At 35.1% G+C, this 25,889-nt stretch carries 24 protein-coding genes and 1 pseudogene; 18 read left to right on the top strand and 7 right to left on the bottom strand.

The features are described 5' to 3' along the window. Positions 1–79: 79 nt before the first annotated feature. The 3 genes from P5P87_RS06205 to P5P87_RS06195 are packed head-to-tail and all read left to right on the top strand — an operon-like array spanning position 80 to position 2,481. Complete coding sequence (locus tag P5P87_RS06205; protein WP_278021950.1) at positions 80–964, top strand: carboxypeptidase-like regulatory domain-containing protein; 885 nt, start codon at positions 80–82, stop codon at positions 962–964. Further along, entirely contained in the window at positions 924–1,703 is a 780-nt protein-coding gene (locus P5P87_RS06200) for a TonB-dependent siderophore receptor (RefSeq protein WP_278021949.1), read from the top strand. The genes P5P87_RS06205 and P5P87_RS06200 overlap by 41 nt, the downstream gene beginning before the upstream one ends. Continuing rightward, on the top strand, positions 1,678–2,481 hold the full coding sequence (locus P5P87_RS06195) for a TonB-dependent siderophore receptor (RefSeq protein WP_278021948.1): 804 nt from the start codon (positions 1,678–1,680) through the stop codon (positions 2,479–2,481). Before P5P87_RS06200 ends, P5P87_RS06195 begins: the two co-directional genes overlap by 26 nt. A 483-nt stretch (positions 2,482–2,964) precedes the next feature. Here the strand turns inward: P5P87_RS06195 and P5P87_RS06190 are convergent, their stop codons facing one another. The 3 genes and pseudogenes from P5P87_RS06190 to P5P87_RS06175 all read right to left on the bottom strand — a co-directional run bounded on the left by P5P87_RS06190 (position 2,965) and on the right by P5P87_RS06175 (position 5,284). After that, a complete protein-coding gene (locus tag P5P87_RS06190; protein ID WP_278021947.1) occupies positions 2,965–3,987 on the bottom strand; it encodes an LLM class flavin-dependent oxidoreductase in 1,023 nt (340 codons plus the stop codon). 53 nt (positions 3,988–4,040) lie between these two features. Then, positions 4,041–4,460 carry a DUF1634 domain-containing protein gene (locus P5P87_RS26090; protein ID WP_422854088.1) on the bottom strand — a complete coding sequence of 140 codons (420 nt, stop codon included), beginning with the start codon at positions 4,458–4,460 and terminating at the stop codon, positions 4,041–4,043. Next, positions 4,447–5,284 (bottom strand): annotated as a pseudogene (locus tag P5P87_RS06175) (sulfite exporter TauE/SafE family protein). Before P5P87_RS06175 ends, P5P87_RS26090 begins: the two are co-directional and overlap by 14 nt. 302 nt (positions 5,285–5,586) lie before the next feature. On the opposite strand from P5P87_RS06175, the gene P5P87_RS06170 reads away from it, so the two are divergent. From P5P87_RS06170 to P5P87_RS06160, 3 genes are all read left to right on the top strand, one after another. Next, positions 5,587–6,450, top strand: coding sequence for a helix-turn-helix domain-containing protein (locus P5P87_RS06170; protein WP_278021946.1), 864 nt, complete (start codon positions 5,587–5,589; stop codon positions 6,448–6,450). A 99-nt stretch (positions 6,451–6,549) separates the two neighbouring features. Further along, entirely contained in the window at positions 6,550–6,714 is a 165-nt protein-coding gene (locus tag P5P87_RS06165; protein WP_278021945.1) for a hypothetical protein, read from the top strand. Next, positions 6,665–7,051, top strand: coding sequence for a hypothetical protein (locus P5P87_RS06160; RefSeq protein ID WP_278021944.1), 387 nt, complete (start codon positions 6,665–6,667; stop codon positions 7,049–7,051). The genes P5P87_RS06165 and P5P87_RS06160 overlap by 50 nt, the downstream gene beginning before the upstream one ends. Before the next feature lie 92 nt (positions 7,052–7,143). Here P5P87_RS06160 and P5P87_RS06155 read toward each other — a convergent pair whose 3' ends face one another. Together P5P87_RS06155 and P5P87_RS06150 are read right to left on the bottom strand one after the other, a co-directional pair. Next, positions 7,144–7,578: a DoxX family membrane protein gene (locus P5P87_RS06155; RefSeq protein WP_198855971.1), complete on the bottom strand. Its 435-nt coding sequence runs from the start codon at positions 7,576–7,578 to the stop codon at positions 7,144–7,146. 7 nt (positions 7,579–7,585) lie between these two features. Continuing rightward, the gene (locus P5P87_RS06150; protein ID WP_278021943.1) at positions 7,586–8,143 is read right to left on the bottom strand and encodes a GNAT family N-acetyltransferase; all 558 of its coding nucleotides are present in this window, start codon (positions 8,141–8,143) and stop codon (positions 7,586–7,588) included. Positions 8,144–8,388: 245 nt separating this feature from the next. Between P5P87_RS06150 and P5P87_RS06145 the strand changes: the two genes are divergently transcribed. The 3 genes from P5P87_RS06145 to P5P87_RS06135 all read left to right on the top strand — a co-directional run bounded on the left by P5P87_RS06145 (position 8,389) and on the right by P5P87_RS06135 (position 12,265). After that, positions 8,389–9,402: a zinc-binding alcohol dehydrogenase family protein gene (locus P5P87_RS06145; RefSeq protein ID WP_278021942.1), complete on the top strand. Its 1,014-nt coding sequence runs from the start codon at positions 8,389–8,391 to the stop codon at positions 9,400–9,402. A 143-nt stretch (positions 9,403–9,545) separates the two neighbouring features. Continuing rightward, positions 9,546–9,932, top strand: coding sequence for a DoxX family protein (locus tag P5P87_RS06140; RefSeq protein ID WP_278021941.1), 387 nt, complete (start codon positions 9,546–9,548; stop codon positions 9,930–9,932). A gap of 128 nt (positions 9,933–10,060) precedes the next feature. Next, positions 10,061–12,265, top strand: coding sequence for a TonB-dependent receptor (locus P5P87_RS06135; protein WP_278021940.1), 2,205 nt, complete (start codon positions 10,061–10,063; stop codon positions 12,263–12,265). 216 nt (positions 12,266–12,481) lie between these two features. Here the strand turns inward: P5P87_RS06135 and P5P87_RS06130 are convergent, their stop codons facing one another. Next, the gene (locus tag P5P87_RS06130; protein ID WP_278021939.1) at positions 12,482–16,042 is read right to left on the bottom strand and encodes a hybrid sensor histidine kinase/response regulator transcription factor; all 3,561 of its coding nucleotides are present in this window, start codon (positions 16,040–16,042) and stop codon (positions 12,482–12,484) included. Further along, on the bottom strand, positions 15,945–16,412 hold the full coding sequence (locus tag P5P87_RS06125) for a ligand-binding sensor domain-containing protein (RefSeq protein ID WP_278021938.1): 468 nt from the start codon (positions 16,410–16,412) through the stop codon (positions 15,945–15,947). The genes P5P87_RS06130 and P5P87_RS06125 overlap by 98 nt, the downstream gene beginning before the upstream one ends. A gap of 396 nt (positions 16,413–16,808) precedes the next feature. Here P5P87_RS06125 and P5P87_RS06120 point away from each other — a divergent pair, with 396 nt between their 5' ends. The 9 genes from P5P87_RS06120 to P5P87_RS06080 all read left to right on the top strand — a co-directional run bounded on the left by P5P87_RS06120 (position 16,809) and on the right by P5P87_RS06080 (position 25,821). Next, positions 16,809–17,573 carry a TonB-dependent receptor plug domain-containing protein gene (locus P5P87_RS06120; protein ID WP_278021937.1) on the top strand — a complete coding sequence of 255 codons (765 nt, stop codon included), beginning with the start codon at positions 16,809–16,811 and terminating at the stop codon, positions 17,571–17,573. Continuing rightward, positions 17,527–18,192, top strand: coding sequence for a SusC/RagA family TonB-linked outer membrane protein (locus P5P87_RS06115; protein ID WP_278021936.1), 666 nt, complete (start codon positions 17,527–17,529; stop codon positions 18,190–18,192). The genes P5P87_RS06120 and P5P87_RS06115 overlap by 47 nt, the downstream gene beginning before the upstream one ends. 56 nt (positions 18,193–18,248) lie before the next feature. Next, complete coding sequence (locus P5P87_RS06110; RefSeq protein ID WP_278021935.1) at positions 18,249–19,814, top strand: SusC/RagA family TonB-linked outer membrane protein; 1,566 nt, start codon at positions 18,249–18,251, stop codon at positions 19,812–19,814. Between the two features lie 84 nt (positions 19,815–19,898). Next, positions 19,899–20,693 carry a RagB/SusD family nutrient uptake outer membrane protein gene (locus P5P87_RS06105; RefSeq protein ID WP_278021934.1) on the top strand — a complete coding sequence of 265 codons (795 nt, stop codon included), beginning with the start codon at positions 19,899–19,901 and terminating at the stop codon, positions 20,691–20,693. Continuing rightward, positions 20,665–21,357, top strand: coding sequence for a RagB/SusD family nutrient uptake outer membrane protein (locus P5P87_RS06100; RefSeq protein WP_278021933.1), 693 nt, complete (start codon positions 20,665–20,667; stop codon positions 21,355–21,357). Before P5P87_RS06105 ends, P5P87_RS06100 begins: the two co-directional genes overlap by 29 nt. An 81-nt stretch (positions 21,358–21,438) precedes the next feature. Beyond that, positions 21,439–22,614 (top strand): cellulase family glycosylhydrolase, encoded by a 1,176-nt coding sequence (locus P5P87_RS06095; protein WP_278021932.1) that lies wholly within the window; start codon positions 21,439–21,441, stop codon positions 22,612–22,614. A gap of 125 nt (positions 22,615–22,739) precedes the next feature. Further along, positions 22,740–23,774 carry a glycoside hydrolase family 43 protein gene (locus P5P87_RS06090; RefSeq protein WP_278021931.1) on the top strand — a complete coding sequence of 345 codons (1,035 nt, stop codon included), beginning with the start codon at positions 22,740–22,742 and terminating at the stop codon, positions 23,772–23,774. Between the two features lie 237 nt (positions 23,775–24,011). After that, entirely contained in the window at positions 24,012–24,683 is a 672-nt protein-coding gene (locus P5P87_RS06085) for a sugar-binding domain-containing protein (protein WP_278021930.1), read from the top strand. Then, entirely contained in the window at positions 24,652–25,821 is a 1,170-nt protein-coding gene (locus tag P5P87_RS06080; RefSeq protein ID WP_278021929.1) for a glycoside hydrolase family 2 protein, read from the top strand. The genes P5P87_RS06085 and P5P87_RS06080 overlap by 32 nt, the downstream gene beginning before the upstream one ends. Positions 25,822–25,889 lie beyond the last annotated feature (68 nt).

Below are 25,889 nucleotides of genomic sequence, written 5' to 3'. Positions count from 1 at the left end.
TATTTAGAATGGATAAAAATAATTTGGAAAAGTTGAGATTAGCACATACTTTTGTCGCTCAATTTAAAATCAAAACCAAATGAAAATAATTTTTAATCCAAAAGTTTACTTTTTCGTACTGCTTTTGAGCTCATTAAATATGATGGCGCAACAGCTTGGAACTGTAAACGGGAAAGTTTCTTTGAGTGGCAATAAACCTGCAGAAAATATTGCTGTAGCTTTAAAAGGAACAAAATATTCAGATATTACGACTGTTTCAGGACATTACGAAATTAAAAATGTAAAACCAGGAACTTATACTATCGTATTAAATGGAGTAGGAATTCAGCCTATTGAGGATAAAATCGTAGTTAATTCAAAACAAGTAACAACTAAGAATTTTTCTCTTTCAGAAAGCCAGGAAGATCTTGATGAAGTGGTGATTAAAAAGAATAAATACAAGCAAGATAAGCCTTCATTGTCATTACGTCTTCAAACGCCAGTTTTAGAAATTCCTCAAAACATACAAATTGTAAGCGGTCAAACCTTAAAAGACCAACAAATTACAAGTATGAGCGACGGTGTAATCCGAAATGTGAGTGGTGCTGTACGTTTGGAGCATTGGGGAGATTTGTATACCAATATTACAATGAGAGGTTCTCAAATTCAAGCTTTTAGAAACGGATTTAATGTAGTTTCTTCTTTCTGGGGACCATTAACTGAAGATATGAGTTTTGTAGATCATATTGAGTTTGTAAAAGGTCCAGCAGGATTCATGCTTTCAAGCGGAGATCCAAGCGGATTGTATAATGTGGTAACTAAAAAACCGACAGGAGTTACAAAAGGCGAGGTAAGCGTTCTTGGCGGAAGCTACGATTTTTATAGAGTGAGTGTCGATCTTGATGGAAAATTAGATAAAAAAGGAAAATTGCTTTATAGATTTAATGGAGCAGACACAAAAGAAAGGATCTCATCGTCCGTTTGAGCACAATGACCGTTATGTTATTGCGCCAGTTATTTCATATCAATTTGATGATAAAACAAAATTGACTTTTGAGTATAATTTTCAATATGCAAACATGACAGAAGTTGGTTCTTACTATGTTTTTGGACCTAAAGCAGGTGGTTATGCTACTTTGCCACGTGATTTTACCATGACGGCACCAGGTTTGCCAGATACTAATATTCAAGATCACAGTGGTTATTTGCAATTTGAACATAAATTTGACGAAAACTGGAAATTGACAGCTCAGACTTCTTATTTCAAATATATTCAACAAGGATATAGTTCTTGGCCATCTGCTGTAGGGCCAGCAACAACTGCAAATGGAGACATTGGTAACGGAGATATTATTAGAAATGTGGGTATTTGGGATGCAGATAGTAATATGTTTTTGGGACAAATTTTCGTGAATGGAAAATTTAATACAGGAGCCATTTCTCATAAAGTTTTGGGAGGTGTAGATTTAGGTGACAAAGATTATATGGCAGATTGGGGACAGTCTCATGATCTTGATACTGTTGATAATCCTTTTAACATTTATAACCCTAATTATGGAACTCCTTCGAATAGTTTTCCGCAATTTGATCACGATACACCTTTAAGCCAAAGAGCAGGAGGACTTTATGGATCAAAATATGCGGCAGGATATATTCAGGATGAACTTGGATTTTTTGAAAATAAGCTGAGAGTAACACTTGCGAGCAAGATATACATGGATTAAACAGACTAGCGACTATGACGACCCACAAGAAGATAGTCATATTACACCACGTTTTGGAGTAAGCTATTCTATCACTAATGATTTTGCTGTTTACGGGTTATACGATCAAGCTTTTACACCGCAATCTGGTGTTGTTAGAGATGGTGAGTTGAAGCCATTAACAGGTAATAACGTTGAATTTGGTATCAAAAAAGATTGGTTTGACGGTTCTTGGAATACTACTTTGTCTGTTTATAATATTTTGAAAAAGAATGAATTAACTAGTGATCCTTTAAGTACTCCGTCGAATCCGACAAAAATTGTATTGGGAGAAAAAAGAGCGCAAGGGTTTGAGTTTGATTTAAGAGGAAAAATATTTGATGGTCTTAATCTTATTGCAAATTATGCTTTTACAGAATCTATTGTAACAAAATCTAATGTGGAAGGTATTGAAAAAGGTGATATTGTTCCTGGTTATTCAAAACATACTGCGAATGCATGGCTAAATTATACTATTCAAAATGGTAAATTAAAAGGATTTGGAGCTTCTATAGGCGGTACATTCCTTGATGGACGCCAAACAGATACTTGGGGTGAAGGTCTTGAAAGATTGCCTACTTACTTTAAGTTAGATGGAGGACTATCTTACGAAATTGGAAAAATTAAAGTAACAGCAAATGTATTTAATATCCTAGACAAATATCTATACAGTGGTTCTTATTATGAGTGGTTACAAGCTTACTATTGGCAGGCAGAACCAGGACGAAACTTTAGAGTTGGTCTTACTTATAAATTCTAAATTGGTTTGTTATCGTTGAAAAATTGCAAATCATAACAAAAGCATCGTCTTAATTGGCGATGCTTTTTTTTAAGATGCTAAGATACTAAGCTTCTAAGTACAAAGGTTCTTAGAAGTGTAATTCCTTTGAATTGCCTCCAGTTTTAACTGGAGGCAACAAATAAAGATTTAAAAAAAGGCTTTAGCCAAACTAGTGATGTTTGGCTAAAGCCTTTTAGATTTTGCTATATTTTCCATCCAGCTGAAGCTGGACGCTACTTAATTATTGGAGAGATTTTAAAATTCTATTAGTAAAACCATCTTTTCTCGCAGATTTTGCAGATCGTGCAGATTTTTTAATTCATAAATAATGATTTGCTTCATGTACCAAAATCATTTTAAATCTGCGTGAAAATTTCACAAATTTTAATAACAATAGCAATCTATAAAATAAGGAATAAAAAGAAAAAATCCTTTTAATCTGTGCAATCTGTGGCAAAAAAACTATCCCTTCTTAATCAAAGGAATCAATTTTGTGCCAATCAATTCAATCGCATTCATTAATTGTTTATGCGTTAATCCAGCATTATCCATTTGGAAAGTAAATCGATCTACGCCTCCAAGTGCCTCACTATGACGAAGGATTTTCTCTGCGACTCTTTCTGGACCTCCAGCAATTAAAACGCCTAGATCATCAATTAAACCATCAAATTTGCCTTTTGTTACAGGTGGCCAGCCTCTTTCATATCCTAATTTAGTCCATAATTCGGCATAACCAGGATAGTATTCTTCAATTGCTTTTTCTGTTGTAGTGCCCACATAGCCAGGCGAATGCAAACCGACTTTTAATTCATTTGGTTTATAACCCGCAGCTTTTCCTGCTTCACGATATAAATCAACTAAAGGTTTAAAACGATGTGTTTGTCCGCCAATAACAGCAACCATTAACGGAAGCCCAAGTGATCCAGCTCTTATAAAAGATTCTGGAGTACCGCCAACTCCAAGCCAGATAGGCAATTTCTCTTGTATTGCTCTAGGATAAACAGGTAAATTATTTATGGCAGGACGAAATTTCCCTTCCCAGTTTACAAACTCGTTGTCCCGAATCTGTAAAAGCAAGTCTAGTTTTTCGCTAAATAGCTTATCATAATCATTCAGATTAAATCCAAAAAGGGGATAAGCTTCAATAGAAGAACCACGACCAACTACAATTTCGGCTCTTCCCTTTGAAATTAAATCTAAAGTCGCAAAACTCTGATAAACTCTTACAGGATCTGCAGCACTTAAAACAGAAACAGCGCTTGCCAGTCGAATATTTTTTGTTCTTGCCGCCGCCGCACTCAAAATAACAACCGTAGCAGAATCTAAAAACTCTTTTTTATGATGTTCTCCAATTCCGAAGACATCTAGACCAGCCTGATCTGCAAATTCAATTCGCTGTAGTAGCTGTTCCATAGCATCAACACTGCTCAGAGTATTGTTATCGCCATACATTGCCGAAGCAAAACTGTCTATTCCTATTTCCATATTTTTAAATTTCAATATTTAAATTCCAAATTCTACAATCTTAAATCTAAATTCTACAATTTTTTTAATGTGAGAAACCAAAGGATATACTGATAATGATAATCAGTATTACAATTAATGTAATGCCAACGTATAAGTAATCTTTTTCCAATAAAAACGAAAATAACGAAAGCGAGCACACGTAAAACAGGTGTCATAAACAAGAAAATAATTCCTGTAAATATTAATGATTCTCCGTTTCCTTGAATTGCTCCATTGTAAATTGTGGCGATTACTTCAAATATATTGCGATCATTTTCTTTAAAAACAGAATAATCCTCAATCTGATTTCCGTTATGAATCAAATAAACGATTCCGCCAATGAAGGCTACAGATAACGAAATCCAAACTCCGTAACGAAGCAAGTTTCCTATAATTGTCTGAAAATCTTTTTCTCCAAATTTTTCTTCCTGTACCATATTAGATTTTTCCATTTAGTCCGTTATAAATCATATTGATTGCCAAAACAAAAATTAAGCAGGCAAAAAATATTCTCAATTTCTTCGGATTTGTTCGTACCAATATTTTGGCTCCAGCCATAGCTCCAAACAAAACTCCAATTACAACTGGCATACAGATTCCGGGTTCAATATATCCTTTCTGAATATAAATTACAGAACTCGCCATTGCCGTAACACCCATCATAAAATTACTAGTTGTGGTAGAAACTTTAAAAGGAACACGCATAATATTGTCCATTGCAATTACTTTAAAAGCACCAGAACCAATTCCGAGCAATCCAGACATCATTCCGGCAACACCCATCATACTAAAACCGCCAATAACATTTTTGGTTCCGTATTTTACAACTTCGCCGTCGTGAGTAGGATAAGTTCCTTCTAATTTTAGCTTTTTAGCCAGCGGACTAGATTCTAGTACGATATGTTCTTCTTTTTTTCGAAGAGAATTAATAGCAGAGAAAATCAGCGTTAAACCAAACAAAACGGCTATAAAAGAAGTAGGGGCAATAGTCGAAAGCAAGGCTCCGCAAACCGCTCCAATTGTAGTGGCGATTTCGAGAAAAATTCCCATTCGCATGTTGGTGATTCCTTCTTTTACATAAGCTGCGAGCAGAACCTGAAGAAGTGGCGATAACAGAGACTAAAGCAGCTCCAATGGCATAATGAATATCGACACCGAGAATAATTGTGAGAAGCGGAATGATGATAATTCCTCCGCCCAAGCCTGATAATGAACCGATAAAACCAGCTAAAAAAGCTCCTAGAATCATTATAAGCGTAAAGGTAAGTATTGTCATTTAAGATATGTTTTTGTATTTGCTAATTTACGAATACAAATTTGTTAGAAACAGCTTTATGACCTTAAATATACCTTAAAAATTTTTTTAGTTTTCAGTCTCAGTCTCAGTGTTCAGTTTTTTAGTTTTCAGTCTCAGTTAGCTTTAGAGTAGAGAAGCTTTGTCAAAGTTTCAAACTTTTACAAAGACACCTGTTCTTACTGCAAAGACCGCAAACTGAGACTGCGACTGAGACTAAAAACTGCGACTGCAAACTAAAAAAAGGTATATTTGAAAAAACAATGATTACCAAAAAAAGAGTCTTGAAGAATAAAATCCTCACTTATTCCTTAACGCATCATAAGAGTTTGTTTTCTAATGCAGATCAGAAAGAGTATTTCTATATTCAGACAAGCGAGCATCCATATATTAGCGAACCTTATCGTGCAGAAAGTTATGCAATTGAATTTCTGAGAAAAGGAAGCATAATCATGCAGACGGGACTCGAAAAAAAAGTCGTTCATGCTCCAGCTCTTATTACTTTGGGACCATCTGTAATTAGGAGTTTTTCTAAAAACGATGACGAAATTTTAATTGATATTATATTTTTTAAGCCGCATTTTTTTCTCGAAAATCAGACAAATGTGTTTTTTCTTGCCCAATATGATTTCTTTGAAAACCATCATAGTCATTTGTCTCAACTTGCAAAAACAGATGAAAATAAATTTGAACGCATTTTTAATTTAATTAAAGAAGCATCAGAAAACAGATACAAGAATCAAGCTTCTATTTTGAGAAGTTATCTGTATATTTTAATTTATGAAATTGATGCTATTCAGGAACAAAAGAGCATTATAGAAACGCACAATCCTTTATTCGAACAGTTTAAAGAACTGCTATTTAAGGATTTTTTGAATTTTAGAACGGTACAACATTATGCTGATAAACTAAATGTAAGCCGAAAATATTTGTCTGAAGTCATTAAAAAACACAGCGGAAAGACTGCGAGTGACTGGATTAGCGAAATGGTGATTCTGGAAGCTAAAGTTTTATTGCGGCATAAAAAAATGTCCATCAATCAGATAAGCGATTTGCTCCATTTTACTGATCAATCTGCTTTTGGAAGATTCTTTAAAAACTACGAAGGAATTTCGCCTTTAGAATATCGGAAAAAACAAAACGATTAAAATAGGGTTTCCGACATTTTGTACAATTTTGAAGCCGTATCGCTCTTTTTTCGGACCTATAATCGGTACAACTTTGCTCTTTTATTAAAAGGAAAAGAAATGAGTAGAATTGCAAAATTTGTTGTCATTATTAATGATAATGTCTCTTGGATGGAAGACAAAGCCGTTCAGTTTTATACCAATTTATTTAGGGAAAAAGATTTGGGAGAAAAATATGCAGAGCGAGCATCTTTCTCAAAAAGAATTGTTTCGAATTCAGAATGATTTTTCGATCGAAATTCTAATGGCATATCTTGGTGAAGCACCACAATCTTATTTAAAATTGGATTCGTCGAGAATATTAAACGAAAATCTAGGAGCGTCAAAAGCAATTAATCTAAGTGAGATTATTTATTTTGATGAAGAAGATTTAAAAGCGCTTATTAAACGTGCCGAAGAAATTGCTTACCAGCGAAAACATGATTTAATCTGGGTGAAAGCTTTTGCCGTAGATACCGCTTTAATCGACATATTACGATTATTGAATTACGAAGAATTTGATTTGGAGGAAAGCATAGAAGATCAATTTCCAAAACGAATTTATTTCCGAAAAAAGATGTGAATTGATTTTTTGGTTGATAGTTGATAGTTTTTGGTTGTTAGGAAAAGTTTTTAACCCATCAACTATCAACCAAAAACCATCAACTCAAAAAGCTATATTCTATTGTCAACAGCGTAAGACGTTTTTCCAATATTAGCCAATAGTAAAGCTGCCGCACAACTTGTCCAAACAGAATAATCAAGAGGCGCTTTTACAGAAACGGAAACCGACATGGCAAAAGCAAAAAAGAACATTAAAATGGTAGTTCCTAAAGCGGCAAGTCTGGTTTTGAAACCAAATAATAGTAGAAGACTCAGTAAAACTTCAAAGAAAGTGGCAACTCCTGCAAGAACTTCTGCTGTGGCTCTGTTGGCAAAAGAATTTAGGGTTTGTGTGTAGATAACAAAGTTTTCCCAATTTCCCCAGGCGACTGCGTTAGATCCCGGTGCGCCCCAAACTCCAAATCGGTCTGCTACGGCCGAAAGCATTGTAATTCCTAAAACTATTCTTAAAATTAAACCAGCTTCTAATATTGTGATGTTTTTCATTCTATAATTAATTTTTGATTTGAAGATGTTCTAGGTTCTTCTTAACCAAAGTTTTGTTTCCAACTACTTTAAAACCAAGCTTTAAATACAGTTTTTTAGCACTCGGATTGTCCTCTTCAACCAGGAGACCTAAAACCTCTTTATTTTTATGAACGTATTTATCAATCAAAAATTGCAATAATTGAGAACCAATTCCTTTTCCCTGATATTTCGGATTCACGCCTAAAGAATCAATATAATATTCTCCAGCACGGGTTTCCAATTCTGGATCAAAGTCAGGATTGTAGTGTTTGCGAACGTATTCGATTATCGGCGCGCGCAATTCCTCAATATCTCCACCATTATAAATATTTACTGCACCAATGATTTCGTTATTCTCTTCTGCCACAAAACAGTTTTGATAAGAATACTGATTGTTTTCACTTTCGACAAAATGTTGCAGAAAATCTTTCGCTACAGCGTAATCTTCCTTTGCAATAAATTTATAGATAATGTCTTCCATTGCTAATAATAATATAGGAGCAATATATTTTGAGTCTGATTTTTCGGCTTTTCGTATATTCATAGTGTAGTATTTTTAGCAAATTTAAGGCTTTATTTAAATACATAGTCGCGAAGATATTAGGACTATATGTTTAATTTCTTAGCAGGCATTCAATAAAACCTGCTTAAAAAACTTAGCCTCTTAGCAACTTAGAACCTTAGCCTCTTTGAAAAAAATATACAAATATACACTCAATATATACCAATTAAGAGATTTCAACTCGTCTTATATTTGTAGTATAGTTTTAATTTAAATATTAAAAAGAAATGAAAGCAATAGGATTTAAAACATCATTACCCATAGAAAACCCAGAAAGTTTTATCGAATTTGAAGCCGTAAAACCAATTCCAGGGCCACACGATTTATTAGTTAAAATTGATGCGATTTCAGTAAATCCAGTCGATTTTAAAATTCGCCAGAATAGCGCGAAAGATACTGTTCTTGAAACTCCAAAAATCATTGGCTGGGATGCTGTCGGAATCGTTCAGGCAGTCGGACAAGATGTTACTTTGTTTGAAGTTGGAGATCCTGTATATTATGCAGGAGATATTACCAAACAAGGAAGCAATGCCGAATATCAGATTATTGACGAAAGAATTGTGGGCAGAAAGCCTAAATCGTTAAGCATTGAAGAAGCAGCGGTAATTCCGTTGACCGCTTTAACCGCTTGGGAAATTTTATTTGACAGAATCAGAATTACGGCAGATAAAGACAAAGGAAAATCGATTTTAATTATTGGTGGAGCAGGAGGAGTAGGCTCGATTGCTATTCAATTGGCTAAGAAAATTGCGGGTTTAACTGTTATTGCAACAGCGTCGCGTCCAGAAACAATTGCTTGGTGCAAACAGCAAGGAGCAGATTTTGTAGTAGATCATAAAGATTTGGTTTCATCTGTTCGAGACGCTGGTTTTGAGTATGTTGACTTTATTTTAGATTTCGTAGATACCAATGCTTATTGGGATACCATGGTCGAATTGATAAAACCGCAAGGACATATTGCTTCTATTACCGGAAGTAGCGATCCAGTTGCATTAACCAAACTAAAAAGCAAAAGCGTATCTTTTTCTTGGGAATTAATGTACACCCGATCTATGTACCAAACAGAAGATATGGTAGAACAGCATAATATCTTAAATATCGTGGCAGATTTGTTGGATGATGGTATTTTGAAAACAACTTTAAATACAACCTTAAACGGACTCTCAGCTGAAAATCTTAAGAAAGCGCACGAACTTTTGGAGTCTGGAAGAACAATTGGAAAGATTGCCATTAAGTTTTAAAGCTCAAAATAAGCTTTGTGATAGCCTAAAAACGGTTATTTGGAATTGTTTTAAATAATATTGCTTTAAAATAGGAAATTTTTGTATTTTAGTCGGCTTACAAACCCAATTGATATAAATTTTTAACCTAAACAAAATTATTTATGATTTCAAAAAACACAGACCTTGGATTATTGCTATTGCGTTTAAGTACTGGTGGATTAATGCTTTTTCACGGTGTTTCTAAACTGATTCACGGAATTTCGTTCCTCGTAGAAAACATGGGCGCATTTGGATATGCCGTTTATATTGGCGAAGTTTTAGCTCCAATTGCCATTTTATTAGGATTTAGAACTAGAATTGCCGCAGTTCTTTTGGCAATAACTTGTATCGTAGCAGTTGCAACAGCACATGCTCAGGAGATTTTCTCTATCAGTGATCATGGAGGTTATGCTTTAGAATTATTAGGGCTTTATCTGTTTGGTGCTCTAGCATTGTTCTTTACAGGAGCTGGTAAATATGCCGTTTCTAAAACCAATAAATGGGATTAATTTTCTCAAAGTAAAAGGTTTACTATATAAAAAAGCTCTAAATTTTTGATTTAGAGCTTTTTTTATGGTTATTCTTTTAATTATGCTATTTTTGTGTTTATACTACCCCAATAATTATCAAAATAGCAATGAAGTTCTTATTCTCCTTTATCCTCTTTATTTTTTCTTTTGCAATTAATGCTCAATCTTTAAATGGTATTGTAAACGACGCTGACGGAAAAGCATCATCAGAGGTTTTAATTCGAAACCTAAATTCAAAAACACACGCTCATAGCGATGCAAACGGAAAGTTTACCTTAAAAGGCGTTCAGGTAAATGATAGTTTGGTTATTACCAAAAAAGGATTCTCTACTCAAAAAATAAAACTGACTTCTTTAGATTTTCTGACGATTTCTTTAGAAGAAAAGCCGTTTTTGCTAGAAGAAGTTAAGATTGGCAATAATCTAAAATATCTGAATACTATTTCTAAAATTGATTTTGAAATTCAGCCTATTTCAAATTCTCAGGATTTATTGCGTAAAGTTCCAGGACTTTTCATAGGTCAGCATGCTGGTGGAGGAAAAGCAGAACAGATTTTTTTAAGAGGTTTTGACTGTGATCACGGAACTGATATCAATATTACTGTAGACGGAATGCCAGTAAATATGGTTTCGCATGCGCATGGGCAAGGTTATTCAGATTTGCATTTTGTAATTCCGGAAACGGTTGATAATATTGATTTTGATAAAGGTGCTTATTTTGCTGATAAAGGCGATTTTACAACTGCTGGATATGTTGGCTTTAATACAAAAAATGCTTTGCAAAATAGCTCTATTTCTTTTGAAGGCGGACAGTTTGATACTTTTCGTACTGTGGCCATGTTTAATTTATTGAATAAAGAAAACCAGTCGGCTTATTTTGCGGGAGAATACATGATGACTGATGGTTATTTCGATGCTCCGCAGAACTTTAACCGAATTAATTTATTTGGAAAATACAATGCTAAAATGGAAAATGGAGATCGTTTGGCTATCTCGGTTTCGCATTTTAAAAGCCAATGGGATGCTAGCGGACAGATTCCAGATCGCGCTGTAAACGACGGAACTATTTCGCATTTTGGAGCAATCGATTCAAATGAAGGAGGAAATACCGATAGAACTAATTTCAATTTGCAATATGATGCAAAAATTGACGAAAATACGCATATTAAAAGCAGTGCTTATTTAAGCAAATATGATTTTGAACTGTATTCTAATTTTACTTTTTTCTTAAATGATCCTGTAAATGGCGATCAAATCAAACAGAAAGAAAATAGAACGATTGTAGGTTTTCAGTCAGAATATGATCAGAAATTAAACAATCAATGGCGTTTTAAATTGGGCGCTGGACTTCGAAACGATAACAATAAAGATGTAGAATTATCGCATACTTTAAACAGAAAAACAGTTTTAGAGTATTTGAGTTTAGGAACGGTAAATCAGACCAATTTATTTACATATTCAAGTCTTGATTTTACATCTGGAAAATGGTTGGTAAACGGAGGTTTGCGTTTAGATTATTTTAAATTTGGTTACGAAGATCAATTGGCGGCAACTTATACCAATCAGACTCAAACAAAAGCAATTGTGAGTCCGAAACTAAACTTTTTGTATACTCAGAATGACAAATTGAATTATTTCTTGAAATTAGGAAAAGGATTTCACAGTAATGACACGCGAGTGGTAGTGGCTCAAAAAGGCGAAAAAATTCTTCCAGAAACATACGGTGCAGATTTAGGTTTAAACTGGAAGCCATTTCCAAGAATGATTGTCAATTCGGCTTTTTGGTATTTATATCTAGCTCAAGAATTTGTGTACGTAGGAGACGAAGCTGTTGTGGAACCAAGCGGAAAAACAGAACGTAAAGGTTTTGATTTTGGAATTAGATATCAATTGACCAATTGGTTATTCTGGAATGCAGATTATACGTATACGCATGCAAGAGCAATTGACGAACCAAAAGGAAATGATTATTTACCGCTTGCTCCAAAAAACACTTTGATGAGCGGACTTTCGGTAAAGGGTTTAAAAGGTTTTTCAGGAAGTATAAGAACTCGTTTCTTAGGCGACAGACCAGCAAACGAAGACAATTCGGTTGTAGCAAAAGGGTATTGCATAACTGATTTTTCTGTGAATTATCAGATTAAGAAAGTTTCGATTGGTGTAAACATCGACAATATTTTCAACACCAAATGGAAAGAAACTCAATTCTTAACCGAATCAAGATTGGCAAATGAAACCGATCCTGTAGAAGAAATTCATTTTACAGCGGGAACACCGTTTAATGCAAGATTGATTTTGAAATATATGTGGTAGGGGAATTTATTAAATGCCGCGTGGACATCATGGAATTAAATAGTTTTTTAACCGCAAAGTTCGCAAAGAGTTTACGCAAAGAAACGCAAAGTTTAGTTATTGCATTTTATTTTAAGTCCACAAAGGCTGAACTTGAAAAACTTTGTGGACTTAATATTAGCTTAAAAAACTTCGTGAGCTTTGCGTAAACTCTTTGCGAACTTTGCGGTTAAATAATCAACGATTTTTCTGAATATAATCCGTTGGCGACATATTAAAATGCTTCTGGAAATTTCGTCCAAAGCTCGTTTGCGATTTGTAGCCTACCATTTCTGCGATTTCGTACATTTTGTAGTTTTCGTTTAATAATAGCTCCGCGGCTCTTTTTAATCGTACGATATTGATTAATTCGTTCGGACTCAAGTTTGTGATGTCTTTAATTTTTCGGTATAAAGTAGAACGGCTCATATTCATAATTTCGGCAAGCGATTCTACACTCAAATCCTGATCGGTGATGTTTTTAAGAATTTCGTCGTCGAGTTTTTTCAAGAACTTTTCGTCGGTTTTATTGTGAGCAATGCTTTTAATATGCGAAAGAGGAGAACTCGCATAATAATTCATGATTTGTCTTCGGTTTTCGATCAAATTATTGGCTTGAACTTTCAGATAATCCATAGAAAAAGGTTTTGCCACATAAGCATCTGCACCAACTTCAAGTCCGTCGATTTGAGATTTTAGCGAATTTTTGGCAGTCAATAAAATAACTGGAATATGACTCGTTTCCAGATTCGTTTTAATCTTTTTGCACATCGTAATTCCGTCCATAACAGGCATCGTCACATCTGAAATAACAAGTTGAATGTTTTCGTTATGAATGATTTTCAGTGCTTCTTCGCCATTTTCTGCTTTTAGAATCGTGTATGTTCCAGCCAATTCGGTCGTAATAAAACTCAAAAGATCTTCATTATCTTCTACTACCAAAACCTGCGCTTTTTCGTTTTTGATTTCAATAGGTTCTTTTGGCGTTTCATTTTCTGTCTGTTCTTTCTCAGCATCGGCATAAAGCATAAATTCTTCTTCCTGATGCAGCGGAACAACCAGTTCGAAGATATTGTAATTAGCATCTTCAATTAGTTCTAAACTTCCGTTGTGCAATTGCGCTAGAGAATGTGCTAACGAAAGTCCGATTCCAGTTCCTGAAGCCGTACTGCTATCATCAACTCTGAAAAACGGTTCGAAGATTTTGTTTTTTAAATGAATCGGAATGATATTTCCGTCATTTTTTACAATCAAATGCAGTTTCTTTTCATCTCTGAACAATGAGATAGAGACTTTTTTGTTCGAATATTTAATCGCATTGTTGATCAAATTGCTGAGAATCTTTTTAAAAGCTTCTTTATCTACAAAAGCATGAATGTCTTTTTCGCCCAATTCCAAGTCAAATTCCAATCCGCGTTCTTCAATTAATTGGCTGAATCTCAAATGAAAATTTCGAACCATAGAAGAAACATTCGCTTCAACGAAAGTCAATTTCAAACCGCCAATTTCCGATTTTCTAAAATCAAGCAATTCATTTACAAGTTTCAATAAGCGCGAAGTGTTTTTCTTCATAATCGAAAGATGCTGAGGCACCTCTTCCGATTCGTATTTCATTCCCAAAAGCTTTTCTAGCGGGCCTTTTATTAAAGTTAGAGGCGTTCTGATTTCGTGTGCTACATTGGTAAAAAAGTCAATTTTTGCCTGATAGATTTCTTTTTCTTTTTCGTCGTTTAGATGCTTTATTTTGCGGTTATTCTTAATCTGAGTCAGATTTTGAGAATATCGAATAATGTAATAAAATCCAGCACAGCACAATATAAAGTACAGAATATAAGCATAAGTGCTGGCGTAAAACGGAGGCAGAATGGTAATTTTAAGTTTTATTTCTTTACTCCAAACCCCAAAACTATTCAATGATTTTACTTTAAAAACATAATCTCCTGGAGCCAGTTCGGTAAAGAAAACTTTGTTGTTTCTTCCTAAATAAACCCAATCATTATTGACGTTTTCAAGCTGAAACCAATATTCTGTTAATTCTGGCGCCGTATAATTTAAAGAAGCAAATTCCAGATTAAAAGTTGACTGATTGTTGTTGAGCTCCAATTCGTCCACAAAAGAAATAGATTGCGAAATTGGAGAGTCGGGGCTGTTAACCTCAATATCCTTATTATTAATTTGTAGATTGGTAATGTAAATAAAAGGCGTGTATTTGTTTTTGCTAAAGTGCTTCGGATTAAAACTGATCATTCCGTTTAGGTTTCCAAAATACATATCGCCGTTTGCATCTTTAAAAGCCGAATTGTAATTGAACTGATCGCTCAGTAATCCGTTTGCGGTGGTAAAAATCTTGATGGTTTTATGATCTGGACCAAATTTCACCAAACCTTTAGAAGTTGTCAGCCAGAGATTTTTAGAATCGTCTTCCAAAATAGAATAGAAAACATTGCTCGGCATTCCGTTTTTGGTTGTGAATTTGGTAAAAGTGTGATTCTGTCTGTTTACGAGATTCAATCCGTTTTCGGTGGCGATCCAAAGATTCTTAAAACTGTCTTCAAAAATGGCGTTGATGGTATTATTGCTTATTCCATTCGGATTTTTATAATCATAGGTAAAAACCTCTTTTTTCTTGGTTTTCGGATTATAAAATAACAATCCGTCACGATAACTTCCTGCCCAAAGATTGCCATCGCTGTCTTCCTTCATATTTGTATAATGATACGTTTCTGGAAAGAACTTTAGTATTTCAAAATTATCAGCTTGTTCATTGTAACGGTAAAGCCCCGATGTTGTTACGACAATCAGTTCCTTGTTTTTCATTTCGTAGAAAGAAAAGATAAAATTGCTATGAAGTCCGCTTCGCCCGTCATTTGCGCTGTAATGTTTTAAAACTGCACCAGAATTTCTATCCAAAACATCCAAACCATGTTCAAAAGTTCCCACCCAGATTTTGTCTTTTCGAGGCATTAAAGCATGAATATTATAATAGGAAACAGGATAAGATGTAAATTTTTGTGTTTTCGGATTAAAACGATTCACGCCAGCATCTTCGGTACCGATCCATAAATCGCCATGATCGTCTTTATGAATTTCTCTAACTGCGCTTCCGCTAATAGAATTTTGATTGTTCTGAGGAAAGTATTTCTTAAACTGCGTATACTGTTTCTGATGGTAATTGACACCGCCAAAATATGTTCCAATCCAGATTCCGTTTTCTTTATCGATAGTAATAGAGTAGGCCGCATTGTCTGAAATCGCATACGGATCGTTGTAATTTTTCTTCAGATTTACAGCCGTTTTGGTTTTCAGATTATACACATAAACACCCGATTCGCTCGCAATCCAAAGTTCGTCGTTTCCTTTTTTTCTGAATTGACGAACGAAAACCGGTTCTTTAATTCCAAATTTAAGTTCGCTTGTCGTTTTATCTTTTCTATTATATAGGAGTACACCGTGATCGAGCGTACCAATTACAATGTTTTCGCGATCAACAGCATAAATAACCGTGATTCTAAAATTGGCTTTATCAGCAGGCGGATTTAGAGCAATGTTTTCAAAAGAAAGGTTTTCTTCAGAATAATGATAGATTTTATTTAAAGAAGAAGCCCAGATTTCGCCTTTATAATCCTTTGTTATCGAAGTAGTAATAAAATATTTGTTCGGATTAAAAGTGGTCGTTTCTTTCTTTTTTTGGAGAATACTTATACAAAATGTTGCCCGAAACAAACCAAATGTTGTCTTTTTGATCGTGATTGATGTCATTGATACGATCATTTATGGCTTCGTTCAAAATCGTAAAGTTGTCCAGCTTTTTATCGTAATGATACAAACCTTTGTCCGTTCCAACCCAAATCGTGCCGTTGTGTTCATGCAGCGATTGTATATAATTGCTTCCTAAACTATGTATAGGATCTCCATTGCTTCTGTAGGTTTTAAAACGATAGCCATCAAAACGATTTAGACCATCTTTGGTTCCAAACCACATAAAACCATCATTGTCTTGAATGGAGGTTAAAACGGTATTGTTAGAAAGTCCTTCTTCAACCTGAAAATGTTTAAAATAATAATCTTGCGCATTCGAAAAATTTATCGAAAAAAAGCTGAAACATAAAAAAAGAAAGAATTTACGCATAGGTCTATTTATAAGGCTTAAATCAATATTTCTGCATATCGTCTCAATATTCTACAAAATGTTGCATCTGAATGAAAACGGACTGTTTTTAATACAATTTGAATCATTTGAGAGAGATATTGACACAAATGAAGCATTTTATTTTGAATAAAAAGCCCCTAATTTGAATTTTCAAATAAATGATATTGATAAAATTTTAAGGTTAAAAATATACTATCAATAAAATAAAGTTTGAAAAATCTAACCATTAATAATTTTGAAACAAAATGAACAATTTATTACAAGTAAAGAATATTAGTTCTTTTTTTGTCCGCATTCCAGATGATTAAAAAAAGAGCAATATTTCATTAAACCAAACCACAAAAAGAAATAAAACTATCTAAAATGCAAAAATCAATGAAAACAAAGTTCACTCACTTTTTAACGAAGAGATATCACCTCTTGGTTTTCTTTAGTTTATTACTGCAGTCCGCTTTTGCCCAGCAGATTACTGTTACGGGAAAAGTTACTACCGCAACTGGCGAATCGGTTCCTTTTGCGAATGTTTTAATAAAAGGATCCCAAAATGGTGCCGTTACAGACTTTGACGGGAGCTATAAAATTACCGCCAGTGGAAATCAGACACTTGTTTTTAGTTCGCAAGGCTACAAAACAATCGAAATTGCAATCAACAACAAAACTTCTGTAAATGTTACTATGGAAGAAAATGCCATGAAATTGGACGAGATAGTTGTTGTAGGTTATGGATCGCAACAGAAAAAAGACCTTACAGGAGCTGTTGCATTAGTTAAACCAGACGAAATTCAGAAAAGACAAGTTACAACAGTTGCAGACGGACTTCAAGGCTTGGTTACAGGAGTTAAAGTTCGAGGTGGCGGACGCCCAGGACAAGAAGCCAATGTTGAAATTCGCGGACTTAAGAATCTTCAAAATACAAACCCATTATACGTAATTGATGGTTTGGTAACTTCTGCAAACAGAGACTTTAACCCGAATGATATCGAATCGATTCAGGTTTTAAAAGATGCTTCTGCAGCAGCAATCTATGGTTCTAGAGCGGCAAATGGTGTAATTATCATTACGACTAAAAAAGGTAAAAAAGGACCGCTTCAGGTTGAAGTATCAGCAAAAAGCAGACTTTACGTCTATGCCTCGCTATGATTTAATGGGAACCGAAGAGTTTGCTAAATACAACAATATGGCGTATGACAATGCTGGACTTCCGAGACAAAACTTAAACATGGCTGTAAATACAGATTGGCAAGATGCTGTTTTTAAAACGGGAATGATGCAAGATTATAATGCTAGTTTTTCTGGAGGAAGTGAGAATTCTTCATTCTTTATGTCTGGAAATTATTTTGGAAATCAAGGTACTGTTATCGGAACTGATTTTGACAGAATTTCATTCCGTGTAAATTCAAGCGGTACAAAAGGAATTTTCAGCATTGGAGAAAATTTAGCCATTAGTAATTCTAAAACAGATGAAATGTCTGGAAATCCAATTATTGATGTATACAGAATGACACCTACAATTCCGCTTTATGACGCTTCTAATCCAGGCGGATACGGTTACGGAAAACAAGGAGTTGCCGATACTTTTGGAACAAACCCTTTGGCATTAGCTGATTTTTCTAACACAACAAACGAAAACTTTAGAATTAGAGGTAACATTTGGTCAGAATTAAAATTTGTTCCTTGGTTGAAATACCGTTTCAATTTTGGTTATGAAACAAGTTTTGATTCTTATAAATACATGAGAAAAAAGGAAGCTGGACTTTAAACCAGCCTCAAGATCCTTCTCAGACAGACCAAAACAAAGGAAGATCAGAAACTTTATTGTTCGAAAACACATTGACTTTCAAGAAAGAATTTGGAAAGCATGATATCACGGTTTTAGTTGGTCAAACGTATCAAAAAGACAATTACAATCAGATTTACGGAACAAAAAGAAATCTTCCGATGAATTCTGGAACTGGAGAATATTATGAAGTTTTAAATCAAGGAGATTCGCCAGTTGTTGGAGGTTTTATTAATGAAGCGGCTTTAACGTCGTATTTAGGAAGATTAGAATACAATTATGATAATCGTTATTTATTCAATGCCGTAATCAGACGTGACGGATCTTCAAGATTCAGTGATGGCAATAAATGGGGAAATTTCCCTTCTATTTCTGCAGGATGGAGAATAAGCAACGAATCTTTCTTTAAATCAGAATTCATTAAAGATTTAAAATTAAGAGCAAGTTATGGAGAATTAGGATCTGGAAATATTGGAAATTACGAGTACAAAAGCTTCGTAAATAATTTTGGACAAATTGTATTAGGAAAAGACCAGACTTTATATCCTTCTGCAACTCAAGTAAAATTATCAAATTCTGAATTGCGTTGGGAAAAACTAAAACAAACCAACTTCGGATTGGATTTAGGAGTTTTAAATAATGATTTACGTTTTACAGCAGATTATTTTATTGCTCGTACTGAAGACGTATTATTTGGTTTTCCAATTTTATTGACTACAGGAAACGACGGAGGAAACCCAATTTCTAACGCTGCAACTGTAGAAAATAAAGGTTTTGAATTGGAATTGGCTTATAGCAAAAAAATCAATGATTTCTCATTTAACGCTTCTGTCAACTTTACCAAAATAAACAACAAACTGGTTTCATTGGGTAACGGACAAAATGAAAACTACTCAGGAAATACAGTAACAAGAGCTGGTTTGCCAGTAGGAATGTGGTATGTATTGCAAACAGATGGATTATTCCAAAATCAGCAAGAAATTAATAATTACAAAAATGCTGACGGAAAAGTAATCATGCCAAATGCTGTTCCTGGAGATATTCGTTTTAAGGATAACAATGGAGACGGACAAATTACGAATGAAGATAAAACAATCGTTGGAAGTCCGTGGCCAGAATTTGAAATGGGTTTAAACGCTGGAGCTGAATATAAAGGCTTTGATTTTTCTATGAACTGGATTGCTTCTCATGGAGCTACTGTTTATGACGGATTTAGAAGTGTTGTAGATCGTTTTGATGACAATAGTAACTACAGAAGAGGCATTCAGCCTTGGACACCTGAAAATCCAAATACCGATTTTCCTAGAATTACAAAAGGATCAACTTTAAATTCAAGAGGAGATACAGACCGTTTCTTAGAAAATGGCGATTTTATCAGATTGAAATACATCGGATTTGGATATAATTTTCCACAAAGTGTCTTAAAAGATTCAGGTATTTCGAGAGCAAGATTAACATTATCTGCACAGAACATTATTACGATTACTAAGTATAAAGGATTGGATCCTGAGTTTACAAACAGTAATATTTTTGAAAGAGGTGTAGATAATGGGGCTTTCCCAAATCTTAGAACATATTCTTTGGGTGTAGAGTTTAGCTTTTAATTAAAAAAAACAGCGTAATGAAAAAAATAATAATTATAACAGCAGACTTTTCTAGGTCTTGTTTTTACCGCTTGTGAAAACGAATTGGACTTGAATAGCCCAAATGATATTACAGTAGACCAATATTGGAAAACTGAAAGTGATGCACAAGCCGGTGTAAACTCTATTTATGCCATGTTTTATAAAGACGGTTTGTGGGCGAGATGGATTTATTTCCGTCTGGATTTAACTTCTGATGAAGGTTATAGCGTGAGTCCGTGGACAGAATTGGCAGATTGGACTAGATTCAATTATATCAATTATAATTTTTGGGAAGGAAATGCCGTAACGTGGAGAGATACTTATAAAGCTATTTTTAGATGTAATCAGGTTTTGGCTAATGTTCCGAATATCACTTTTCAGAACGAAGATGATAAAAAGAAAATTATCGCGCAGGCTAAATTCTTTAGAGCATTACACTACTATTATGCAGGTGTAATTTGGGAAGATGTGCCATTAGTTTTAGATCCGTCTACGCCAGCAGATTTGCCAAAACAAGTAAAGGTAGACGAAATATGGGCTCAAGTAGAAAAAGATTTGAATGAAGCTTTTGAAGATTTGCCAAGAGATTGGTCAGCTGATCAATTAGGAAGACCAGATAAAGGTGCCGCAAAGGCCTTTCTTGCCAAAGTATATATGCAACAGCACAAATGGAATGAAGCAAAAGGAGCTCTTGAGTTTTTAATTTCTGGAGCAGGAGCGAAGTACAGTTTGGTATCTAACTACAGAGATAATTTTACGGATACAAATGAAAATAATGCCGAATCTGTTTTTGAAATCCAGTTTGGAGACCAAAGAAAAGGAGGAACTGATGAAGCGCAAAATGCAAGCAGTTTCTAGCAACCGTTCTCAGTTTTTCGCGCCAAGAGGAATTGGATGGTCTGACGGACAAGCGCGTATTTGGTTAGTGGATGCTTTTAAACAAGAAAACAATAAAGACGGAAAATTGGATGAAAGGTTAAGATGGACTTTATTCTACCCTCAGTTATTAGCCGATTTTGGAGACAAAACATACGGAAGAAACTGGGAATGGAACAATAATGAAGCTTGGTTTAGAAAAGGAAGCCGCGATTATTACAGAAACAACGAAGATTACTACAACCAAGTAAACTACAGATTGGTTCGTTATGCGGATATTTTATTGCGCTACGCGGAAGTTTTAAACGAATTAGGAAATACTGCTCAAGCGTATCAGTATGTTGATTTAGTTAGAGCTCGTGCAAATATGAATGCATTGGCGACAGCACATCCTGAAATTGGAAACGATCACGACAAATTCCTAGAGCGTTTGAAAATGGAAAGAGTTTTGGAATTGTGTGGCGAAAGCGTGCGTTGGGAAGATTTAAAACGTTGGGGAGATTTAAATTCTCAAGCTTCTGTTGATAAAATTGCGCTTCGTGATCCAGATTTTAAAAACTTCACAGTTGGAAAAAATCACAGAATGCCAATTCCGCAAAGTGATGTAGATAATAATCCAAATCTAGAGCAGAACTCTGGATATTAAAACTGATTTTTTGAGGGAATCAGATGTAAAAGTCTGGTTCCCTTATCATAAAGAACGATTGTTCAAAAAAATAAAATTGAAATGAAGAAAGTAAAATTGTGTCTGACATTTATGTTAGCAGGACTCGTATTGCTTAGTCGCAACAATAAAAAAAATAATCCTGAAGAAAAGGAAAGCGAAGTCGCCTCAATAGAAAAAAGAGAAATCTGGACAAAAGATCAGGCCAATAAATGGTACGCAGAACAGCCTTGGTTAGTTGGGGCAAATTATTCTCCTAGCACAGCTATAAATCAGTTAGAGATGTGGCAGGAAGATACTTTTGATCCAAAACGAATTGATCAGGAATTGGGCTGGGCCGAAGGTCTTGGCATGAATGTAATGCGCGTGTATTTGCATGATTTATTGCATCAGCAAGATGCAGAAGGACTTTACAAACGCATGGACCAATTTTTAGAAATTGCTGATAAACATCACATAAAAACCCTTTTTGTTTTGTTTGATTCTTGTTGGGATCCGTTTCCAGCTTTAGGAAAACAGCGTGCTCCAAAACCGCATACGCATAATTCAGGTTGGGTGCAAGCTCCGGGACAAAAGGCGCTTCAGGATAAAACACAATATCCGCGTTTAGAGAAATATGTAAAAGAAACGGTTTCTCATTTTAAAGATGACAAACGAATTTTAGGTTGGGATGTTTGGAACGAACCAGATAACATGACGGGACCATCTTACGAAAAAGTAGAAATTAAAAACAAAGTCGATTTGATTTTACCGCTTTTAAAAGATGTTTTTGCGTGGGCAAGAGAGAGCAATCCTTCTCAGCCATTGACTTCTGGCGTTTGGGTAGGAGATTGGAGCGACGAAGCGAAGATGAAACCAATGCACAAAATGCAGATCGAGCAGTCAGATATTGTTTCTTTCCACAATTACAACACGCCTCAGGATTTCGAAAAAGTAATCAAACAATTACAGCGCTATGGAAAACCATTAATCTGTACAGAATATATGGCAAGACCAAACGGAAGCACTTTTGAAGGGTTTCTTCCAATTGCTAGAAAATACAACGTAGGTATGATCAATTGGGGATTTGTAGACGGAAAAACACAAACGAAATACGCTTGGGACAGTTGGACAAAAACATACACAGCAGAGCCTAAACTTTGGTTTCATGATGTTTTACATACAGACGGAACGCCATATATTCAAGCTGAAACAGATTTGATTAAGAAAATGACTGCTGAGGCGAATAAGAAGAATTAGATAATGTGTCAATTTGATAATTAGATAATTAGAAAATGTGGTAATTAGAAAATTAGCCTATTAACACATTTCAAAAATTATCTAATTATCTAATTGACAAATTATCACATTAAAAAAAACAGCTTATGAAAACAATAAAGAACTTATTTTTTCTAATGATGATTCTGGTCGGTTTTTCTGCGAAAGCGCAACAGCCAGATCCTCCAGGACAGGTAAAAGGAAGCGAAAAACCAAAAAACGAAGCCTATCTTTTTGCACACATGACGCATAACGATTACGGCAGATTGTATTATTCTGTTAGTTTGGATGGACTTCATTGGGAAAATCTGAACAATGGAAAACGCGTTTTTGAAGATTATAAGGGACATCCCGATATCTGCAAAGGTCCAGACGGGAAATATTATATTGCTGGAAATACAGGAGACGATGCTAAAAGTATTAATATTTGGGTTTCGGATGATTTAATCACTTGGAAAAAACATGCTGATTATACGCCCGATTTAAAAAGTACGCCAGATTATTCAAACGCTTTACAGCGAATTGGTGCTCCAAAATTGTATTATGATGAACCTTCTCAAAAGTTCATCATGACTTGGCATACGCCACATTTAGAAGGAACAAAAGAAGACGGAGAACGTTATTGGGCAAGTCAGCGTACTTTGTATGTTTTGTCTAAAGATTTAAAAACTTTCGAAGGAACTCCAAAACGTTTATTCGATTGGGATATGGGAACGATTGATGTTTTTATTCGTAAAGTTGGCGATTCTTACTACGCCGTGATTAAAGACGAAACGTATCCAACTTTGTATTGGACAACCGGAAAAACCATTCGAATTGCCAAATCAAAAAATCTTTTAGGACCTTATTCTTTGCCCCAGCAATCTATCAGTCCAAACTTTAGAGAAGCGCCAATGCTAATTCCTTCTCCAGATGACAAAATATGGTACATGTATTACGAACAATATCCAGGTGTTTCCTACGGATTATCGATTGCAGATAACCTAAACGGACCTTGGTTTCAAGCCTCAGGCTACACTTTTTTCTCAGATTGGGACAAATACAGTCTTCCAGAAAAAGTACGCCACGGCTGCATGATTACAATCTCTAAAAAAGAATACGACAGTTTGGTGAAGAAATTCGGCCTTACGAAGAAGTTATAAGTTATGAATTAGAAGTTATGAGTTTTTGTTGTGATGACTAGCTGGTTATTTATTGAGGAATAAAATAACAATTAGCAAGAACTCATAACTTCTAACTCAAAACTCATAACTCAAAAAATTGGTTAGTTAAGTTAGTTTAGTTCAGTAATTATCGGGCTTATGTGGAGATGAGCCCGGTAATTCATTTTGATTTAGAAGAAAATCATGGCATTCATTAAATGCCTAAAAATATAAAATATGAAAAGAAAAAGCATCCTTTTTTTAGCCTTGTTATCCATGTTTGCGGTAAATGCGCAATGGAAACCACAAGGTGATAAAATCAAGACCAAATGGGCAGAGCAGGTTGATCCGAAGAAAACTTTACCCGAATATCCCCGTCCGATTATGGAGCGCGGCCAATGGAAAAATCTGAATGGTTTGTGGAATTATAGCATTCAAGAATTTGGAAAAGCAGCGCCTTCAAAATATGACGGGCAGATTTTGGTTCCGTTTGCGACCGAATCGAGTTTGTCTGGCGTGATGAAAGAAGTTGGTGCTAAAAATGAACTTTGGTACGAAACTCAATTTTCGATTGAATCGGGCTGGAATGGAAAAAATATCCTTTTGCATTTTGGTGCTGTCGATTGGAAAACAGAAGTTTTTGTGAATGATGTAAAAGTGGGTTCGCATACGGGAGGTTATACGCCATTTTCGTTTGACATTACGCCATTCATCCAAAAAGGGAAAAATCAAAAGCTAGTTGTAAAAGTTTGGGATCCTTCCAACGATGGGCCTCAACCAAGAGGAAAACAAGTCAAAAATCCAGAAGGAATTTGGTACACGCCTGTTACCGGAATCTGGCAGACGGTTTGGATTGAGCCTGTAAATGCTAAAAACATTGCGAGCATTAAAAACAACGCCAAATATTGATCAAAATACGATTAGAATAAAAGCGGAGGCAAATGGAGCAGAAAAAGGAGATTTAGTTGAAATTTCTGTTTTCGATAACGGAAAAGAGATTGCTAAAGAAAAAGCGGTTGTAGGCGAAAGCAACGATATTGTTTTGAATAATCCGAAACTGTGGTCGCCTGAAAGCCCGTTTTTATATCAGACAAAAATTCGCTTAATCAGCAAAAACAAAGTGGTTGATGAGGTAAAGAGTTATTTTGTGATGCGAAAAATCTCTTCTAAACGCGATGAAAACGGAATCGTGAGAATGCAATTAAACAACAAAGATTATTTTCAATTCGGACCTCTTGACCAAGGTTGGTGGCCAGACGGATTGTATACAGCGCCAACTGATGAAGCTTTGAAATACGACATTGTTAAAACCAAAGAACTAGGATTTAATATGATTCGTAAACACGTAAAAGTCGAGCCGGAGCGCTGGTATACGCATTGCGATCAGTTAGGAATTTTGGTTTGGCAAGATATGCCAAGTGGAGACGATCAGCCAGTTTGGCAAAATAGAAAGTATTTTGAAGGAACAGAATTACAGCGTTCGGCAAAATCAGAAGAAATCTACAGAAAAGAGTGGCGTGAAATTATGGATCATCTGTATTCCTACCCAAGTATTGTGGTTTGGGTTCCGTTTAACGAAGCTTGGGGGCAATTTAAAACTGTTGAAATTACAGAATGGACCAAAAATCATGATTCAACGCGTCTGATTAATTCTGCAAGCGGAGGAAATCACTTTCAAACGGGCGATATTTTAGATTTACACAATTATCCTGGTCCAGATATGTATTTGTACGATGCTAGAAGAGTTACCGTCTTGGGAGAGTATGGCGGAATCGGTCTTCCGTTAGAAGGACATCTTTGGAGAGCAAATGACAACTGGGGATACATCAAATTTAAGAATGAGGCAGAAGTTACCGCCGAATACAAAAAGTACGCGGAAACGCTTCGAAAATACGTTAAAACGGGATTCTCGGCTGCAGTCTATACTCAAACAACCGATGTTGAAGGCGAAGTAAACGGTTTTATGACTTACGATAGAAAAGTAGATAAAATGGATTTTAAAGCTGTGAACAAAATTAATACGGAGGTTATCAATGCTTTGAATTAAAATTAAATTTATTTCTCTCGCAGATTTGGCAGATTTTTTTTTATCAGCATAATCTGCCAAATCTGCGA

This window comes from Flavobacterium ginsengisoli (assembly GCF_029625315.1).
GTDB classification, from domain to species: Bacteria; Bacteroidota; Bacteroidia; order Flavobacteriales; family Flavobacteriaceae; genus Flavobacterium; species Flavobacterium ginsengisoli.
Note: the sequence above shows the minus strand (reverse complement) of the source record. Positions and strands in the feature narration are given on the sequence as shown.

What these genes read in the sequence shown, in the direction of transcription:
- P5P87_RS06155 (WP_198855971.1), bottom strand. Translation starts at nt 7,578, where the DNA reads ATGAAAAACATCACAATATTAGAAGCTGGTTTAATTTTAAGAATAGTT.
- P5P87_RS26090 (WP_422854088.1), bottom strand. Translation starts at nt 4,460, where the DNA reads ATGGAAAAATCTAATATGGTACAGGAAGAAAAATTTGGAGAAAAAGAT.
- P5P87_RS06135 (WP_278021940.1), top strand. Translation starts at nt 10,061, where the DNA reads ATGAAGTTCTTATTCTCCTTTATCCTCTTTATTTTTTCTTTTGCAATT.
- P5P87_RS06145 (WP_278021942.1), top strand. Translation starts at nt 8,389, where the DNA reads ATGAAAGCAATAGGATTTAAAACATCATTACCCATAGAAAACCCAGAA.
- P5P87_RS06160 (WP_278021944.1), top strand. Translation starts at nt 6,665, where the DNA reads ATGCAGAGCGAGCATCTTTCTCAAAAAGAATTGTTTCGAATTCAGAAT.
- P5P87_RS06120 (WP_278021937.1), top strand. Translation starts at nt 16,809, where the DNA reads ATGAAAACAAAGTTCACTCACTTTTTAACGAAGAGATATCACCTCTTG.
- P5P87_RS06095 (WP_278021932.1), top strand. Translation starts at nt 21,439, where the DNA reads ATGAAGAAAGTAAAATTGTGTCTGACATTTATGTTAGCAGGACTCGTA.
- P5P87_RS06140 (WP_278021941.1), top strand. Translation starts at nt 9,546, where the DNA reads ATGATTTCAAAAAACACAGACCTTGGATTATTGCTATTGCGTTTAAGT.
- P5P87_RS06150 (WP_278021943.1), bottom strand. Translation starts at nt 8,143, where the DNA reads ATGAATATACGAAAAGCCGAAAAATCAGACTCAAAATATATTGCTCCT.
- P5P87_RS06205 (WP_278021950.1), top strand. Translation starts at nt 80, where the DNA reads ATGAAAATAATTTTTAATCCAAAAGTTTACTTTTTCGTACTGCTTTTG.
- P5P87_RS06090 (WP_278021931.1), top strand. Translation starts at nt 22,740, where the DNA reads ATGAAAACAATAAAGAACTTATTTTTTCTAATGATGATTCTGGTCGGT.
- P5P87_RS06125 (WP_278021938.1), bottom strand. Translation starts at nt 16,412, where the DNA reads ATGCGTAAATTCTTTCTTTTTTTATGTTTCAGCTTTTTTTCGATAAAT.
- P5P87_RS06100 (WP_278021933.1), top strand. Translation starts at nt 20,665, where the DNA reads ATGAAGCGCAAAATGCAAGCAGTTTCTAGCAACCGTTCTCAGTTTTTC.
- P5P87_RS06190 (WP_278021947.1), bottom strand. Translation starts at nt 3,987, where the DNA reads ATGGAAATAGGAATAGACAGTTTTGCTTCGGCAATGTATGGCGATAAC.
- P5P87_RS06200 (WP_278021949.1), top strand. Translation starts at nt 924, where the DNA reads ATGGAGCAGACACAAAAGAAAGGATCTCATCGTCCGTTTGAGCACAAT.
- P5P87_RS06085 (WP_278021930.1), top strand. Translation starts at nt 24,012, where the DNA reads ATGAAAAGAAAAAGCATCCTTTTTTTAGCCTTGTTATCCATGTTTGCG.
- P5P87_RS06130 (WP_278021939.1), bottom strand. Translation starts at nt 16,042, where the DNA reads ATGACATCAATCACGATCAAAAAGACAACATTTGGTTTGTTTCGGGCA.
- P5P87_RS06165 (WP_278021945.1), top strand. Translation starts at nt 6,550, where the DNA reads ATGAGTAGAATTGCAAAATTTGTTGTCATTATTAATGATAATGTCTCT.